We start from the raw sequence: 13056 nt of genomic DNA, 5'->3' as shown, positions 1-13056 counted from the left end.
GGTTCCGGCCGGGCGCGCCACCGGACGCCCGACCGGTACCGGGCATTCAAGCAACGCATGCCACGGATCCCGGAGTTACAGCCTCACGCAAGCACCGCGGCGAGCACCGCAGAGACGCAGACCGGGAGCGACACGCACGGTTCTTCTCACGCACTGGTTCAGACGGCACCGCGATCGCCCATTTGGACACCACCCGAACCCGGCTGCTCGCCGCCGAGGCCGCAGACAGCAGACAACGCGTGACATCACGGTGACCTGCTGCTGAACCACTTGGCGGGGACGGGGCAGAAAGCATGCGTCGTGGGCACGTTCGGCGACTCCGTGCAGAAGACCACGCGTTCAACTGCTCATTGAGCCGAGGACGGCCTGGCCATGGTCTTCCTCGATGATCTGTCTGTAGAGGCGGGGACCACTGCACACGGCTGGTTCACTTCCGATGCCATCCATCCGTAGAGACGACGGGCAGGCCCCTACTGATAGAGACGCAGGACAGATGCCAACCTTCCTCACACGCCTCCCCGCACTGATCGACCGGACAATCTGTGAGCACTGCTGGTTCCGGCGGGGGGATCCATCCCGCTCACCCCGGTGACCCTTCCCGCATCGGCCCCTACCGCGGGGTGGGCCGGCTCGGTGCCGGCGGCATGGGAATCGTGTACGCCGCGCTCACCGACAGCGGGCAACGGGTAGCGGTGACGGTGATCCATCCCATTCAGGCCGGCGACCCGGAATTCCGGGCCCGCTTTCGCCGCGAGGTTCGTCTCTCAGCCCGAGTACGGGGACCGTTCCTGCTGCTGCTCCTGGCGGCGGACGCCGATGCCGACGCCCCCTGGCTGGCGACCGAGTACGCCCTGGGCCTCACCCTGGCCGAGCATCTGGCAGCCTGTGGCCCATTGACCGGCGGCACCCTGTACGCCTTCGCCACCGGCACTGCGCAAGCCCTTGCGGCAATCCGTCCCGCCGGCGTGGTGCACCGGGACGTCAAACCGCAGAACGTGCTGCTGACTCCTGCCGGCCCCCGGGTGCTGGACTTCGGCATCGCGCACGCCGCCGACGGCACCAGCATCACACGCACCGGCGTTCTGACCGGCACCCCTGGCTGGATCGGCCCCGAGCACTACCACAGCGGCATCGCCGCAGCAGAGGGCGATCTCTTCGCCTGGGGCGCGCTCGTGGCCTATGCGGCGACCGGCCGCCTGCCCTTCGGCAGCGGTGCTCCCGAATCAGTGGCTCTCCGAGCAGGTGTACGCGCACCTGCGGGACGCAATCATGCGCGGGAAGCACGCCCCCAGTGACCCCCTCAAACCGCAGGACCTCGCCAAGGAACAGGGCGTCAGCCTGGCCGTCGTACGTGAGGCGCTCGTGCGGCTGGTCGGCGAGGGCCTCGCCGACCGGCTGCCCAACCGCGGCTTCGCCGTCCCGGCCTTCTCCGACCGCCGCTGGCAGGACATCGCGGAGGCCCGCAGGACCATCGAACCGGTCGTGCTGCGCCTTTCCATCGAGCGCGGCGACGTCGACTGGGAGGCCCGCGTACGAGCCGCCCACCACCGTCTGGCCCGCACCCCGGCGTACGTGCCGGAGGAGGGCGCGTACTACAGCGGCGCATGGTCCGAAGCCCACCGGGGTTTCCACCGCACACTGCTGGAGGGCTGCGGCAACCCCATCCTCCTGGAGACCTTCGACCGGACGTGGACCGCGAGCGAACTGGCTCGCCGCTGGTCGGCGCACCACAACCCTGACCGGGACGCCGTTGGCGAGCACCGCCGGCTGGAGGAGGCGGCGCTGGCCCGTGACGCCGACACCGCGGCCGAGGTACTGACCCAGCACCTCACCCAGACCGCGGCCGACTTGACCGGCTGCACCCACCAGGAACCCGCAAACGACGCCTGATGCGCCTCGCCGACCTGGCTGGACGTCTGCACCTGAGCACCAGCGCAGGGCGGACGACGTGTTGGGGCCCAACGAGTAGAACGACCATCATCAGCCGGTGACCGGTGCCTTCCGTGGCCGGTGCCTTCCGTGGCCACTGGCTCGTCCGGGGGTTCTTGTGGGTCAGGCGCCGGGTCATCATGGTGATAAGTGCCCAGTTCGGGTGTGCTTCGCATTCTCGAACCAGGGAGGTGTTTGAAACCCTTGGCCGTGACGTCCGGCCGGGCGGGTGATCGAGAGTGGGGCGACTGGTGGCATGGGCCGGCGGTACTGCCGGGAGCGGCAGTGATCTGCTGCCGGTGTCGAAGGCAGCGAAGGTGGCGTACTGCTCGAATCCAGTGCCGGGTGCGGCTGTTACGGACCCCAGTCGAGTTGGTGCTCCGGTGTTCCAGCAGTTCGGCCCCATGCGACTGCCTCGGCTCTGCCTGCTTCGTCGCCTATGCCGTAGCGGAAGTAGCGTCCGGCGAACACGATCACGTGGTCAGTGTCGTTGACGGTGAAGTCGGCCCACCAGCCAAGGTTTGTTTCGAGGGCATCCGCGAGGGCCTGAGCAAGGTCGTCGGCGAGGTAGTCCGGGCCTTCGAAGTCGACGAATGTCCAGGTGGGTGGCTGATCGTCGACAGCGCCGTGCTGGTCATTGCGACCGGAGCGTTCGTCTGCCGGCAGAGTCGACGCGGACACGTCGTGGCGGCCGACACGGACAAGTCTGAGCTCCGCCATCTGAATGTCCGCGCCGGCTCGCAGGCTTTCAGCGATGATGCGTCCTCGAATCATGAACTGATCGTCGCAAAGACTTCTGGCTGACGGAATCGGCGACTTGATCGCCTTCGAGTGAGTCCTGGCATCACACGCTCCCCCATCCACTACTTGTGACGGTGCGGCCGGTGACACGGCCGAGGTCGGGCATGCCGAGGGCGACGGTGGTCCGCTTGGTCTTGTCGACGGGATCCGACACCACTTGTCGCTCAGGGCCGGGAACACCTCGTTTGTCGCGATCGTGCACCGCGGTGGTGGCGTTACCCGCGAGGTCCGATCCTGTGCCGGGTTCGGTCATCGCGATCGCGGTCATCAGCTCGCCGGTGGCCACGCCGGCAGCCACCGCCGCCGCGGCGGCTCGTCCGCGTAGCGGATCAGGTATGGCAGGACGACGTCGTCGTGCACGCGCACCGTGCCCAACCCGAGTCCCGCACGCGCCAACTCCTCGTTGAGCACGGCGTTGAACCTGCAGTCGGCCTGCCCACCGCCGCCGTATACCTCGGGCACCTGCAGGCCGAGCATGCCCGCGGACCGGTAGAACTCGCGCGGCGGTGCTCGGCCTTTTCCCACTCGGGAATGACCTGGACGACCGCACGGGCGAGGAAGTCACGGACGGTCGAACGGAACGCGGCGTGACCCTCGTTGAGGACCGTGCGTCGCATGGCGCCCTCATTCGTCGAGGCCGCCAGCGCGGCGGCAACTTGTCGAGCGATCGTTAAGTTCAGGGCGGATGAGTGGCGGCGGTCCAGTGCGTGAATGGCCGCCCCCGCGGGCGCCGTCTACCGGGAGCCGGACCGCCGGGCCCGGGTCGCAGGCGCCGCCGGCTGGTGCCCGACGACGGCGAGCGCGAGCTGGACGTAGCGCTCCACGAGCTCGTCGACGCCCAGCGGCCCGGACGGCTGGTACCACTGCGCGATCGCGTTGCACATCGCCAGGATGGCGCGCTGCGCCTCGTCCGGGTACGGCGTGCCGAAGACGCCTCGGGCCACGCCGTCGTCGATGACCTGCCGCAGCAGCCGCGGTACCGCGTCGCGTTGCTCGACGAACTGCTCCAGCAGCTCCGGGTCGAGGTGTCGGATCTCGCGCAGGGAGAGGTTGCTCTCCACCTGGCGGCGGACCCGGTAGTCCACGGTGGCGCGGACGAAGGCGGACAGCCGCGCCACGGGATCGTCACCGGCCTTCGCCAGCTCCTGCTCGCAGCCGCGCAGGTAGTCCGCCAAGGCGTCCTCGAGCAGCGCGTGGAGCAGTTCCTGCTTGCCCGAGTGGTAGTAGTACAGGACCGACAGGCTCAGCCCGGCACCCTTGGCGATGTCACGGATCGACGCGCCGTGGTAGCCGCGCTCTGCGAAGATGTCCCGGGCCGACTGCATGATCGCTGTCAGCCCGTTGCCGCGGGTGGCGCTGGACCGGTCGGCTGTCGCCTTCGTCGTATTGCGTTTCGCCATTCCATCAGCCTACGCCAGCTCAACGAACGTTCGATAACCGTGCTGGAGCGGGAGCGGACCCACTGCAACCCACTGCCTCTGTCCGCCCTACCGCTCCAGGAGCTCCTACGACCTGCTGGTGCAGTGCGAGACCGGACTGGTGATGTCCACCGGAACCGCGGAGGCCCCCGCGAAGGCCGGGTTCTCCAGACCGGAGCGCGGCAGCCCTCGACAGCGCGCTACGGCCCCTACCGGATCGGTGACGGCACCGTCTTTCTCGGCGTGCAGAGCGACCGCGAGTGGAGCGTGCTGTGCTGTGAGGTGCTGCGGCGTCCCGAACTCGTCAACGACCCGCGCTGTTGCGCTCCAACACCGACCGTGTGGACAACAACGACGCGCTCACCCCGATCGTCGAGGACGCCTTCGTCACGCTCACCGCCGAGAAGGTCATGGACCTGCTCGAGCGGGCCGGTATCGCCAACGCCCGGCTGCGCACCCCCGAGGAGTTCACCCGGCTCCCGCGACTGCGTGCGCGGGATCGCTGGCGTGAGGTCGAAACACCCGCGGGCCCCATCCGCGCTGCTCGCACCGGTCGAGGTGGCCGGCCGGGAACCGGTGATGGGACCGGTACCCGCACTCGGCCGGCACAACGCGACGATCAGGGCGGAGTTCACCACCGGCGACGAGGCTCCGGCGTGAACGGCGTGGTCGATTGCACCGAGAGCCCTTTGTCCGGACCGGCTTGAGCGCTGGGGGCGTTGCTCGGACGCGTCACGGCATCAGGTCACGCAGTTGCTCGACAATGGCGACCCGTTCCGCATGGGTGTCCGCCAGCGGCTTGACGCTGACCGTGGTGACCCCGCAGGCGGCCAGCTCTGCCAGCCGCTCGACCACGTAGCCCTTGGGCCCGACCAGCGAGGTGGCGCGCAACAGATCCGCCGGCACAGCGGCTTCCGCCTCCTGCTTCCGTCCGGAGAGGTAGAGATCCTGGATCAGCTCGGCCTCGCGCTCGTAGCCATACCGCCGGGCCAGGTTGTTGTAAAAGTTCTTTCCCCGGGCACCCATCCCGCCGATGTACAGCGCGAGTTGCCGGCGGCCCCGGTCGAGCAGGTGATCCACGTCGTCACCGATGGCCAGGTTCATGGTGACCACGATGTCCAGCGGGCCGAGGCTCGGGGAGCGGCGGGCCTTGCCGGCAGCGAGCGAGGGGCCCCACACCTCGCCCAGCATCGCGGGGTGCACGAAGATCGGCAGCCACCCCTCGGCTACCTCGGCGGCGAGTTCCACGTTCTTGGGGCCTATGGCGGCGAGCATGATCGGGATGCGGTCGCGCACCGGGTGGTTGATGAGCTTCAGTGGCTTGCCGAGCCCGGTGCCCTGCTCGGCGGGCAACGGGAGCCGGTAGTGGCGGCCGGAGTGCACGACCGACTCGCGGCTCCACACCCGGCGGCAGATCTCCACGACCTCGCGGGTGCGGGCGATCGGCGCGTCGTACGGCACGCCGTGGAACCCTTCAACCACCTGCGGCCCGGAGGCGCCAAGTCCGAGGGTGAACCGGCCGCCCGACACGTAGTCCAAACCGGCCGCGGTCATCGCGATCAGCGACGGTGTGCGCGTGTAGATGGGCAGGATGGCCGAGGCGAGGTGCATCCGATCGGTCACCGCGGCCAGATACCCCAGCTGACTCACAGCGTCGAACGAATACGCTTCCGCCACGAACGCGATCTCGACTCCGGCGGCCTCGAGGTCCCTCAGACCGGCCGCCGCCTCCATGAAACTGCCGCTGTAACTCAGCGTCGTGCCGATCCGCATGCCGACCTCCGATGTCTTGACGCTCGTGACGACGGTCACCCAGATAGATTACCGCCACTTAACGAACGATCGATAACGGATTCGGCAACATAGCAGAGACGTTTACCGGACGGCACTGTCGGGAGGCTGGATGTACGGCAACGAAGGGCTCGTCGCCCGGTACGGCACGCGGGAGCCGGCCCTGCGCAGGACGGACCTCTTGGCCACCGAGTCGGGTGCGGTGGCGCTCCTGGGCACCAGCGGTGCGGGCAGGACACCGCAGTGCGCTGTTTCCGGCGGCCATCCACTGCACGGCGTTGCGATCGGCGCAGGGTCGATCAATTTCCTGGGCCGGCGGATCGATGGGGCCGATCCGGCGGCGGCCTTGGCCTGCGGGCCGACACAGGTGCCCAATGGGCGGCACGTGTTCGGCGACCCGACCGTCGATCATCTGCGAAGAGGAGGACTCACCCCCACCGCAAGCGGTCAGTACGAGAGCCATTTACGCCCTTGAACTCGGCCGGGTGGCAATGGGCGGCCCGACGGAGGGGCTGTCGCACAGCTATGGAATCCGCGAGAGCCGCAGGGCCCGCGGGACCGTGCCCGGCTGACACCGTGCCCGGACTGACCCGGGCACGGACGAGCGCGCCCCGCCTCGTTGTCGACGGGGGCACCGTGGCGTTCGGGAGCCTGCGGGCGCGGTAGCTCGATCCTCGTTCACCGTGGCCCCGGCGCGGTGCACTCGGCCTGCCCCTTGGCCGAGGGCCACATCATCGGTCGCGGTCGGGCACCACCGGCACTTCGGCGGCCTGCCCTCGCGGCCCGACACCCCGGCCGGGCCGCTGCCCACGGTGACCTCCAGCGCATCACAAAACGCCGTCGCGAACGGCGCGTTCCGTCAGCACACTATTAGCCACAAGGGCCCCCATGAGTACGTCCACGCCCCTCCTCTTCCTGCATGGTTACTGGCACGGCTCCTGGTGCTGGAGCGAAGTCATCGCCCACATTGCGAGTACCGGCCGCGCCACTGCCGCTGTCGACATGGTCGGGCACGGTCTACGGGCTCAGCGCCCCCAGTCGGTCAACGCACGGCCGTTCGTCCCGCAAGCGATCGCCGCCGAGGCCTCGCCCGTGGCCGGAGTCGACCTCGGCCAAGCTGCTGACCTGCTGGTCTCGCAGATCAAACAGGTCGGTGTGGTGGCCCTGTGACCGTGGTGGCCCACAGCATGGGCGGCACGGTCCTTACCCGAGTCGCCCAACAAGCGCCGCAGTTGGTCGCCCATGCTGTGTACGTGACCGCGTTCATGCCCGCCTCGGGAGTACCTGCGCTCGCTTATGTCCGCGTGCCCGAGGACGCCGGTGACCTCGTCGCACCTCGCTCCGAGCGGACCCGCCGCCATCGGTGCGCTGAGGCTCGACATCGCCTCCGCGGAGCCCGGGTATCGCGAGCAACTCAGGAACGCGTTCTACGGTGACGTCGACCTCGTCGTCGCCGATGCCGCGATCGCACTGCTGACGCCCGACGTGCCGGACGGCGGCGAGGTGCTGTTACTTCGGATATCGCCTCAGCACCTCAAGCCCGACGCCTACTGACAGGAGAACTCGGTCTCGTCGAACTCGATGCCGCTGGAGATCTCCGCTTCGTCGAAGTCGGGGTCGCTCGCGAACTCCGCTTTGCCGAAGTCGGGCTCGCTGGACAACCGCGCTCTACCGAAGATCACCTCGCGGGAGAACCGCACTTCGTCGAACCGGGCGGTACCGCGGAACCAGCTCTCGCCGAACAAAGCGTCGCAGGAGAACCGCGCCCCGCTGAAATCGGCATCGCCGCCGAACCGCGCGCCGCCGAACCAGGCGTCGCAAGTGAACCGCGTCCCGCTGAACTTGGCGGTGCCGAAGATCCGCACATCCTCGAACGAGGCATCACCCGAGAACAGCGCCTCCTCGAACGATGCATCACAGGAGAACCGCGCCCTGTCGAACCACGCGTCGCCGGTGAACGTCGCCCCGTCGAACCAGGCGCCCCCTCCGGTGAACTTGGCGTCGACGAAGGTGGCGTCTTCGGGAAAGCGTGCCCCGTCGAACCGGGCGGGGCCGGAGAACCGTATCTCACCAAAGTCGGCGTCCCCGGAGAACCGCGCCCCATCGAACCGGACGGCACCGAAGTTGACCTCCCCGGCGTCGAAGTCGACCGCGGCGTTGCGGAGGTCGGCGAGGAGTTCTCCCGTCACGGGCGTCCCGCGAAGGTCGATGTCGGCACCGGGGCCCACACTGGCGAGGTAGGCGTCGCGGGCGGTGCCGCTCAGGTGCGCCAGGCACACGGCGTGGCCGGGAACCAGGATGCCGGGGCAGCCCAGGGGGCCCGTCGCGGTATCGGCGCCGTGCCCGCAGCGGGGCCAGGAAGGCACGACTGACGACGAAGGCTGCCAAGTGTTCACCTGTATCTCCTGACTCTGGTCGCGTATCCCTGTGAAGACGACATGCCTCGGTACGGATGCGCGCGGCAGTTCACGGCCCGCGCGGGCAGCCCGTCTCGCGCAGGACCGGGAAGCACGTGTCCGGGTCGTGGTTCACCGATCGCGCAAGCCACCAGCGACATGTCGGCGGCGCCTGCGCCTGCGATGTCACACGCCAATACCTCGGCGGCCCGGGCCACAGAACCTGCTGAACCTCCATGCGGCTCGACGCCCACCGTGAGAGGGGAAGGGCGCAACGAATCAGTCGAGCGTACGCATCACCAGCCGGACAACTCCCGTGACTCCTCGCCTGATCCACCCAAGCAGTCCGTACTCCACAGCCACGTCGGCGGCGGCCACGGCCACGTCGGAGGACGCCCGGCCCGACTCCGAACGGCACCGGGTGCAGGAACGGGACCAACGGCGCTTTCGCACACCGCATTTCTTGCACATGGTCATGACCCCGTCCTCCCTGCCGCCGCACCCCGCGGACCGCCTCGTACACGATACGGGCGGAGCCGACCGTGGAGACGTCCACCCTCCTACGAGCCCGCCGCCCACTCCCCAGCGTCCGGCTGTCCGCCAGGCGAAGCCCCTGGCGGCTTCGCCACCGGCGGGCACCTGGAGCTGAACCGCCCGCCAAGGGCGCGTTCGCGGGCGCTCATCGCCTGTGGTACCCAAACAGCTCGCAGCGGTTGAACAGGCATCCCGGTATGTCCAGCCGCTGGGCACCGCCTGAACGAAACCTTTTCCTCGTCGCCCGGCAGAACCGGCCCAAGTCATTGGCATGGCTGCCGGGCCGTGTCCTGCCGCATCCCATCAAGCGGCCGTCTTGGGCTCAACCGCCGCTCTTACGTCGGAACGACCGCTGGTTCGCAGCCGGACCGTGCGCGCCGCGGACCTTTGACGCATCGGTGCTCGCAGCGATCTCGGCGGCGTCCGCCTGCATACCGCGCTTGCGCGCCAGGGCCTCGCGAAACTTGCGCTTCAGGTCGTACCGGCCGTCATCGTCGGGCGAAATGACAGGGCTCTCGACGTCAGCGGACTCCGAACCTTCCTGTGATGCGGATTCTGCGGCCATGGTGACCTCCTGGGTTCGGCAGTGGAAAGCACAGCTTGTCACGCCGGGGAACCGCATGAGGCCCACGACCGTCGTGCTTACCGCATCGCTCCCGCGGACGATGGCTTAGCCGACGCGTGGCAGCCGAGACGCATGTGGCCGAGAAGTGTGGGAGCGTTCCGTTCCGGGCGATCTGCCATGCGTTGCCCGGTGGTCGCGCGCTGTGGCGACGGGCCCCGGCTTGCGGAGGCCCCTCGGGGACAAGCTCCGGGCGCCGGCCTGCCTCAGCGCCAACCGCGTCACGTAACGTCCTGAAGGGCGGCAGGCGCCACGCACGCGGTGGTCTCTTCTACGAGCCGACCGTCCTGACCGGCGTCACCGCCGAGATGGCCGTCACTCGCGAGGAGACCTGCGGCCCGGTGACCCCACTGGTCCGGTTCACCGACGAGACCGATGCGACCCGCATGGTCAACGACACGGAATGCGGCCTCGCCGCCTACCTGTTCGCCAAGGACGCCGAGCGCGTCTGGCGCGTCGTCGCCGCCCTGGAGGCAGGCATGGTCGGCATCAACACCGGTCTGATCTCCAACGAGACGCCCCCTTCGGAGGCGTCGAGCAGTCGGCATAAGGGGTCCTTGCACTATGAGCGTCCGATGAGGTCGCGTGGTCTGGTGCCGTGCATCGCAAGGCGCCGGAGAGCCCTGGATGGGGGTGCCCCCTGCTCGAGCGCAGCCGAGAGCTTGGGGGAGCGGTGCCAGGCCGCGCGACCCGGGCGGGCATAGTGCAAGGACCCCTGAGCCGCGAAGGCTCCATCCACGGCCTCGACGAATTCCTGGAGCTCAAGTGGCGCGTGTCGTCGCACATGTGGCCGACGGCGGTGAGGAAACCGATCGCGGCCTCCCACTCCTGGATCGTGGGTTCGATGTTCCTAGCCTTTCGCGGTGCCCTGGCCGGTGAGGTGGTCGGTGAACCAGTCGCCGGTGAGCGCGTCGCGTTCGGCCGCGTGGTTGTAGAGGGTGTGCTCGCCGTCGGGCCAGATGCGGACGGTCGCGGCGGCGGGGTCGGCGGCACGCAGGAAGGGCTCCTGGTCCTCGTAGCGGGCCAGGGGGTCCTGGCCGCCGTGCAGCAGGAGCAGCGGGCAGGCGATGCGGTGCTTGTCCGGGTCGAAGCGCAGGACGTCCATGACCTCGGCCACCCGGTCCGGATCGTCGGTGCCGACCACGGCGGCCATCTGCTCGCGGGCGGTGCGGAATTCGGGGACCGTGGGCGCGGCCGGTGCGCCGTTGACCACCACCGCGCCGACGCGCGGATCGGCGGCGGCCAGGTGGGCGGCGAACAGGCCGCCGAAGCTGACGCCCTGCACCCCGATCGCGCCGCCGAGGCGGGGGTCACACTCGACCAGGTCGACGAAGCGGGCGAAGCCCTCGGTGACCCGCTCGTCGACGTACAGTCCGTGACGCAGCCGCGACTCGCCCTGCCCCGGACCTTCCGCGAGCAGGCAGGCCAGACCACGTGCGGTATAGGCGTCGGCGACGGGCAGGTATGCGGCGCCCCAGCCGCTGAGCCCGCCCCAGACGATGACGGTGGCCTGAGCCTCGTCGGTCGGCGGCAGGCACAGCCAGCCGCGGAGCCGCCCGTCGTGATGCGGGATCTCCACGCGCTCCACGGCGGGTGCGAGGGCGGCGGTCGCGGCGGTGTGCCGGGCGTACAAACCCCGCTTCTCCGCGGTGTCGGTCTGGTAAGCCATCTGCGCGAACATCCACGCCGCGGAGGCGTATCGGTACGCCTGCCGGGCGGTCGTGCGGTGCCCCGACTCCTCCGCCACGCGGGCCCGTTCCAGTTGCGTCTGTGCGATGGCCGCGGCGGCGTCCTGCCACGGTGTCCCGGCCGCGGTGTCGGCAAGCAGGCGGCGGGCGTCGGCCGGGTCCATGCCGCAGTCGGTGAGCCGTGTGAAGGGCATGGCCCGGTGCTGGGCCGCCACCAGCGGCGGCATGGAGGCCGTCCCGGGGACCGCGGCCGTCATACGACCGCCTTGGCCGTGCCGGACAGTGCGTCGTCCAGGTCGTCCACGAGCGCGCCGAGGTCCGCGGCGTCGGCCGCCGCGCCGAACAGCACGAAGTCCGGGCGCGCCAGATAGGCGACCGCGCCGAGCCGCTGGAGGTACTCCCGGTGCCGCCCGTCGAGGTCGTCGACGGTGTCGAGGGCGACCACGGTGCAGCCCAGGCGCGTCAGCCTGGCGAGCCGGTCGGGGCCGAGGGCGGCGGTGGGATCTTCGGCGGTGACCAGGGCGAAGCCGTATCCGGTCAGGTCGTCGAAGCGTCCCGTGCGGCCGTCGGCGAGGCGGAGGCGACCCTGGGGGGTGAGGGTGCCGATGGGCGCGTCCGCGTCCGGTCTGAGCACCCCGTCGGCAAGGGGCGGGAACGGTGGCGGCGGGGGCACCTTGCCCGCGAAGAAGGCGGCGTCCCGGGCTGCCGCGGCCTCGACGTCGTGGGTGTTGGCGACCCTGCCGAGGCCGATCGCCATGTGGGTGAGGGCGGTGACGTGCGGTCGGCGCTCGCTCTCGTAGGTGTCCAGCAGAGCCTCGGGCGCCAGGCCACCGAGGACGAGGTGGAGTTTCCAGGCGAGGTTGGTGGCGTCGCGGATGCCGCTGCACGCGCCCTGGCCGAGGTAAGGGGGCATGGTGTGGGCGGCGTCGCCGGCCAGGAAGACCCTGCCGGTGCGCCAGCGGGTGGCGATGCGGGCCTCGAAGACGTAGACGAGCTGACGGGTGATCCGTACGTCGTCCGGGCCCAGGTCGTGGTAGTCGCGCAGCAGCCGCCAGCCCGTCTCCGGCGCGGTCATCTCCTCGCGGGTCTCCCCCGGCAGCACGGCGAACTCGAAGCGCTGGCGGGTTGTGCCGATGTTGATGGTCATGTGCCCGCGCGCGGGATCGCAGTACTGGGTGCCGTAGGCGAACTCCGGTGGCTGGGGGCGCAGCCACTCGGTGTCGATGTTGACCCAACTCTCGTTGAACCCGAAGTCCTCACGCTCAACCCCGAGCAGTTCCCGCACCCAGCTGCGGCTGCCGTCGGCGGCGATCACATAGCGGGCCCGGACCTCGTCGCGCGGACCATCCGCACAGTGTGTCTCGGCGTTCCAGCCGCACAGGCGCAGGGTGACACCGTCGGCGTCCTGGTCGAGGTCGGTGACCGCCCAGCCCTGGCGGACGTCGACCGTGCCGTAACCCCGCAAACGCTTGTCGATCGCGCTCTCCACGTCCGGCTGGTACATGGCCATGTGGTCCGGATATCCCATCGGACCGTCCGGGTTCGCCGGGATGCGCACCAGCGTCTCGCCCTTGCCGTTGACCCACAGGTACTCGCACAGGGACGAGTCCCGCAGCGCCTCCTCGACATCGCCCGCCGCCTGGACGGTACGCGCGGTCTCGTCGTCGATGTGGGTGAGCCTGGGCAGCCCGTAAAGCGCCGCCCAGCGCTCGCAGACCACCACCCGATGACCGAGCCGACCGAGCAGAGAGGCCGCGGCGAGTCCGGTCGGACCGTAGCCGACGACGGCGATGTCGTAGTGCGGAGCCATCAGACACCTCCAGAGGCAGCCCCGCGCCATCGCGAGGGGTGGTGGTGGGAACGGAGAGGGGGCGGCT

Annotated in this window: 16 protein-coding genes and 2 pseudogenes; 9 read left to right on the top strand and 9 right to left on the bottom strand. The window is 69.7% G+C overall.

The window, feature by feature from the left end:
- The first annotated feature begins 644 nt into the window (after positions 1 to 644).
- Together EF387_RS12265 and EF387_RS12260 are read left to right on the top strand one after the other, a co-directional pair.
- Positions 645 to 1295 carry a serine/threonine-protein kinase gene (locus EF387_RS12265; RefSeq protein ID WP_420802560.1) on the top strand — a complete coding sequence of 217 codons (651 nt, stop codon included), beginning with the start codon at positions 645 to 647 and terminating at the stop codon, positions 1293 to 1295.
- On the top strand, positions 1180 to 1890 hold the full coding sequence (locus EF387_RS12260) for a GntR family transcriptional regulator (RefSeq protein WP_128376521.1): 711 nt from the start codon (positions 1180 to 1182) through the stop codon (positions 1888 to 1890). The genes EF387_RS12265 and EF387_RS12260 overlap by 116 nt, the downstream gene beginning before the upstream one ends.
- Positions 1891 to 2283: 393 nt before the next feature.
- On the opposite strand, the gene EF387_RS12255 is transcribed toward EF387_RS12260, so the two are convergent.
- From EF387_RS12255 to EF387_RS12245, 4 genes are all read right to left on the bottom strand, one after another.
- Entirely contained in the window at positions 2284 to 2703 is a 420-nt protein-coding gene (locus EF387_RS12255; RefSeq protein WP_128376520.1) for a hypothetical protein, read from the bottom strand.
- Positions 2704 to 2773: 70 nt separating this feature from the next.
- Entirely contained in the window at positions 2774 to 2998 is a 225-nt protein-coding gene (locus EF387_RS48245; protein ID WP_238431468.1) for a hypothetical protein, read from the bottom strand.
- Positions 2998 to 3255, bottom strand: coding sequence for an acyl-CoA dehydrogenase family protein (locus EF387_RS48240; protein ID WP_238431467.1), 258 nt, complete (start codon positions 3253 to 3255; stop codon positions 2998 to 3000). The genes EF387_RS48245 and EF387_RS48240 overlap by 1 nt, the downstream gene beginning before the upstream one ends.
- A 209-nt stretch (positions 3256 to 3464) precedes the next feature.
- Positions 3465 to 4130 carry a TetR/AcrR family transcriptional regulator gene (locus tag EF387_RS12245; RefSeq protein ID WP_128376519.1) on the bottom strand — a complete coding sequence of 222 codons (666 nt, stop codon included), beginning with the start codon at positions 4128 to 4130 and terminating at the stop codon, positions 3465 to 3467.
- Between EF387_RS12245 and EF387_RS49970 the strand changes: the two are divergent.
- Together EF387_RS49970 and EF387_RS47420 are read left to right on the top strand one after the other, a co-directional pair.
- Positions 4014 to 4457: pseudogene (locus EF387_RS49970) on the top strand (hypothetical protein); the annotation flags it as partial. The gene EF387_RS12245 and the pseudogene EF387_RS49970 overlap by 117 nt on opposite strands.
- A gap of 11 nt (positions 4458 to 4468) precedes the next feature.
- Entirely contained in the window at positions 4469 to 4855 is a 387-nt protein-coding gene (locus EF387_RS47420) for a CoA transferase (protein WP_274388934.1), read from the top strand.
- Positions 4856 to 4880: 25 nt separating this feature from the next.
- Here the strand turns inward: EF387_RS47420 and EF387_RS12235 are convergent, their stop codons facing one another.
- The gene (locus EF387_RS12235; RefSeq protein WP_128376619.1) at positions 4881 to 5921 is read right to left on the bottom strand and encodes an LLM class F420-dependent oxidoreductase; all 1041 of its coding nucleotides are present in this window, start codon (positions 5919 to 5921) and stop codon (positions 4881 to 4883) included.
- Positions 5922 to 6051: 130 nt separating this feature from the next.
- Between EF387_RS12235 and EF387_RS12230 the strand changes: the two genes are divergently transcribed.
- The 4 genes and pseudogenes from EF387_RS12230 to EF387_RS12215 all read left to right on the top strand — a co-directional run bounded on the left by EF387_RS12230 (position 6052) and on the right by EF387_RS12215 (position 7493).
- Complete coding sequence (locus tag EF387_RS12230; protein ID WP_128376518.1) at positions 6052 to 6414, top strand: P-loop NTPase family protein; 363 nt, start codon at positions 6052 to 6054, stop codon at positions 6412 to 6414.
- Positions 6415 to 6827: 413 nt separating this feature from the next.
- Positions 6828 to 7109, top strand: a complete 282-nt coding sequence (locus EF387_RS12225; RefSeq protein WP_128376517.1) for an alpha/beta fold hydrolase — start codon at positions 6828 to 6830, stop codon at positions 7107 to 7109.
- Between the two features lie 17 nt (positions 7110 to 7126).
- Positions 7127 to 7246: pseudogene (locus tag EF387_RS49965) on the top strand (alpha/beta fold hydrolase); the annotation flags it as partial.
- A gap of 13 nt (positions 7247 to 7259) precedes the next feature.
- The gene (locus EF387_RS12215; protein ID WP_128376515.1) at positions 7260 to 7493 is read left to right on the top strand and encodes a hypothetical protein; all 234 of its coding nucleotides are present in this window, start codon (positions 7260 to 7262) and stop codon (positions 7491 to 7493) included.
- Here EF387_RS12215 and EF387_RS12210 read toward each other — a convergent pair.
- On the bottom strand, positions 7487 to 8335 hold the full coding sequence (locus EF387_RS12210; protein ID WP_128376514.1) for a pentapeptide repeat-containing protein: 849 nt from the start codon (positions 8333 to 8335) through the stop codon (positions 7487 to 7489). The two genes, EF387_RS12215 and EF387_RS12210, sit on opposite strands and share 7 nt — an antisense overlap.
- Positions 8336 to 9191: 856 nt before the next feature.
- Positions 9192 to 9434: a DUF5302 domain-containing protein gene (locus tag EF387_RS12200; protein ID WP_128376512.1), complete on the bottom strand. Its 243-nt coding sequence runs from the start codon at positions 9432 to 9434 to the stop codon at positions 9192 to 9194.
- 116 nt (positions 9435 to 9550) lie between these two features.
- Between EF387_RS12200 and EF387_RS48235 the strand changes: the two genes are divergently transcribed.
- Positions 9551 to 10195, top strand: a complete 645-nt coding sequence (locus tag EF387_RS48235) for an aldehyde dehydrogenase family protein (RefSeq protein ID WP_338058106.1) — start codon at positions 9551 to 9553, stop codon at positions 10193 to 10195.
- A 146-nt stretch (positions 10196 to 10341) separates the two neighbouring features.
- On the opposite strand, the gene EF387_RS12185 is transcribed toward EF387_RS48235, so the two are convergent.
- Both EF387_RS12185 and mhpA read right to left on the bottom strand, forming a co-directional pair.
- Positions 10342 to 11436: an alpha/beta hydrolase family protein gene (locus tag EF387_RS12185; RefSeq protein ID WP_128376511.1), complete on the bottom strand. Its 1095-nt coding sequence runs from the start codon at positions 11434 to 11436 to the stop codon at positions 10342 to 10344.
- Complete coding sequence (mhpA, locus tag EF387_RS12180; protein WP_128376510.1) at positions 11433 to 12989, bottom strand: bifunctional 3-(3-hydroxy-phenyl)propionate/3-hydroxycinnamic acid hydroxylase MhpA; 1557 nt, start codon at positions 12987 to 12989, stop codon at positions 11433 to 11435. The genes EF387_RS12185 and mhpA overlap by 4 nt, the downstream gene beginning before the upstream one ends.
- Positions 12990 to 13056 lie beyond the last annotated feature (67 nt).

Origin of the sequence: Streptomyces cavernae, from assembly GCF_004023625.1 — a bacterium.
GTDB lineage: Bacteria > Actinomycetota > Actinomycetes > Streptomycetales > Streptomycetaceae > Streptomyces > Streptomyces cavernae.
Note: the sequence above shows the minus strand (reverse complement) of the source record. Positions and strands in the feature narration are given on the sequence as shown.

Excerpts from the sequence above, each read along its gene's own strand:
- EF387_RS12265 (WP_420802560.1), top strand. The coding sequence starts at position 645 with ATGGGAATCGTGTACGCCGCGCTCACCGACAGCGGGCAACGGGTAGCG.
- EF387_RS12260 (WP_128376521.1), top strand. The coding sequence starts at position 1,180 with ATGCGGCGACCGGCCGCCTGCCCTTCGGCAGCGGTGCTCCCGAATCAG.
- EF387_RS12255 (WP_128376520.1), bottom strand. The coding sequence starts at position 2,703 with ATGATTCGAGGACGCATCATCGCTGAAAGCCTGCGAGCCGGCGCGGAC.
- EF387_RS48245 (WP_238431468.1), bottom strand. The coding sequence starts at position 2,998 with ATGACCGCGATCGCGATGACCGAACCCGGCACAGGATCGGACCTCGCG.
- EF387_RS12245 (WP_128376519.1), bottom strand. The coding sequence starts at position 4,130 with ATGGCGAAACGCAATACGACGAAGGCGACAGCCGACCGGTCCAGCGCC.
- EF387_RS12235 (WP_128376619.1), bottom strand. The coding sequence starts at position 5,921 with ATGCGGATCGGCACGACGCTGAGTTACAGCGGCAGTTTCATGGAGGCG.
- EF387_RS12230 (WP_128376518.1), top strand. The coding sequence starts at position 6,052 with ATGTACGGCAACGAAGGGCTCGTCGCCCGGTACGGCACGCGGGAGCCG.
- EF387_RS12225 (WP_128376517.1), top strand. The coding sequence starts at position 6,828 with ATGAGTACGTCCACGCCCCTCCTCTTCCTGCATGGTTACTGGCACGGC.
- EF387_RS12200 (WP_128376512.1), bottom strand. The coding sequence starts at position 9,434 with ATGGCCGCAGAATCCGCATCACAGGAAGGTTCGGAGTCCGCTGACGTC.
- EF387_RS12185 (WP_128376511.1), bottom strand. The coding sequence starts at position 11,436 with ATGACGGCCGCGGTCCCCGGGACGGCCTCCATGCCGCCGCTGGTGGCG.
- mhpA (WP_128376510.1), bottom strand. The coding sequence starts at position 12,989 with ATGGCTCCGCACTACGACATCGCCGTCGTCGGCTACGGTCCGACCGGA.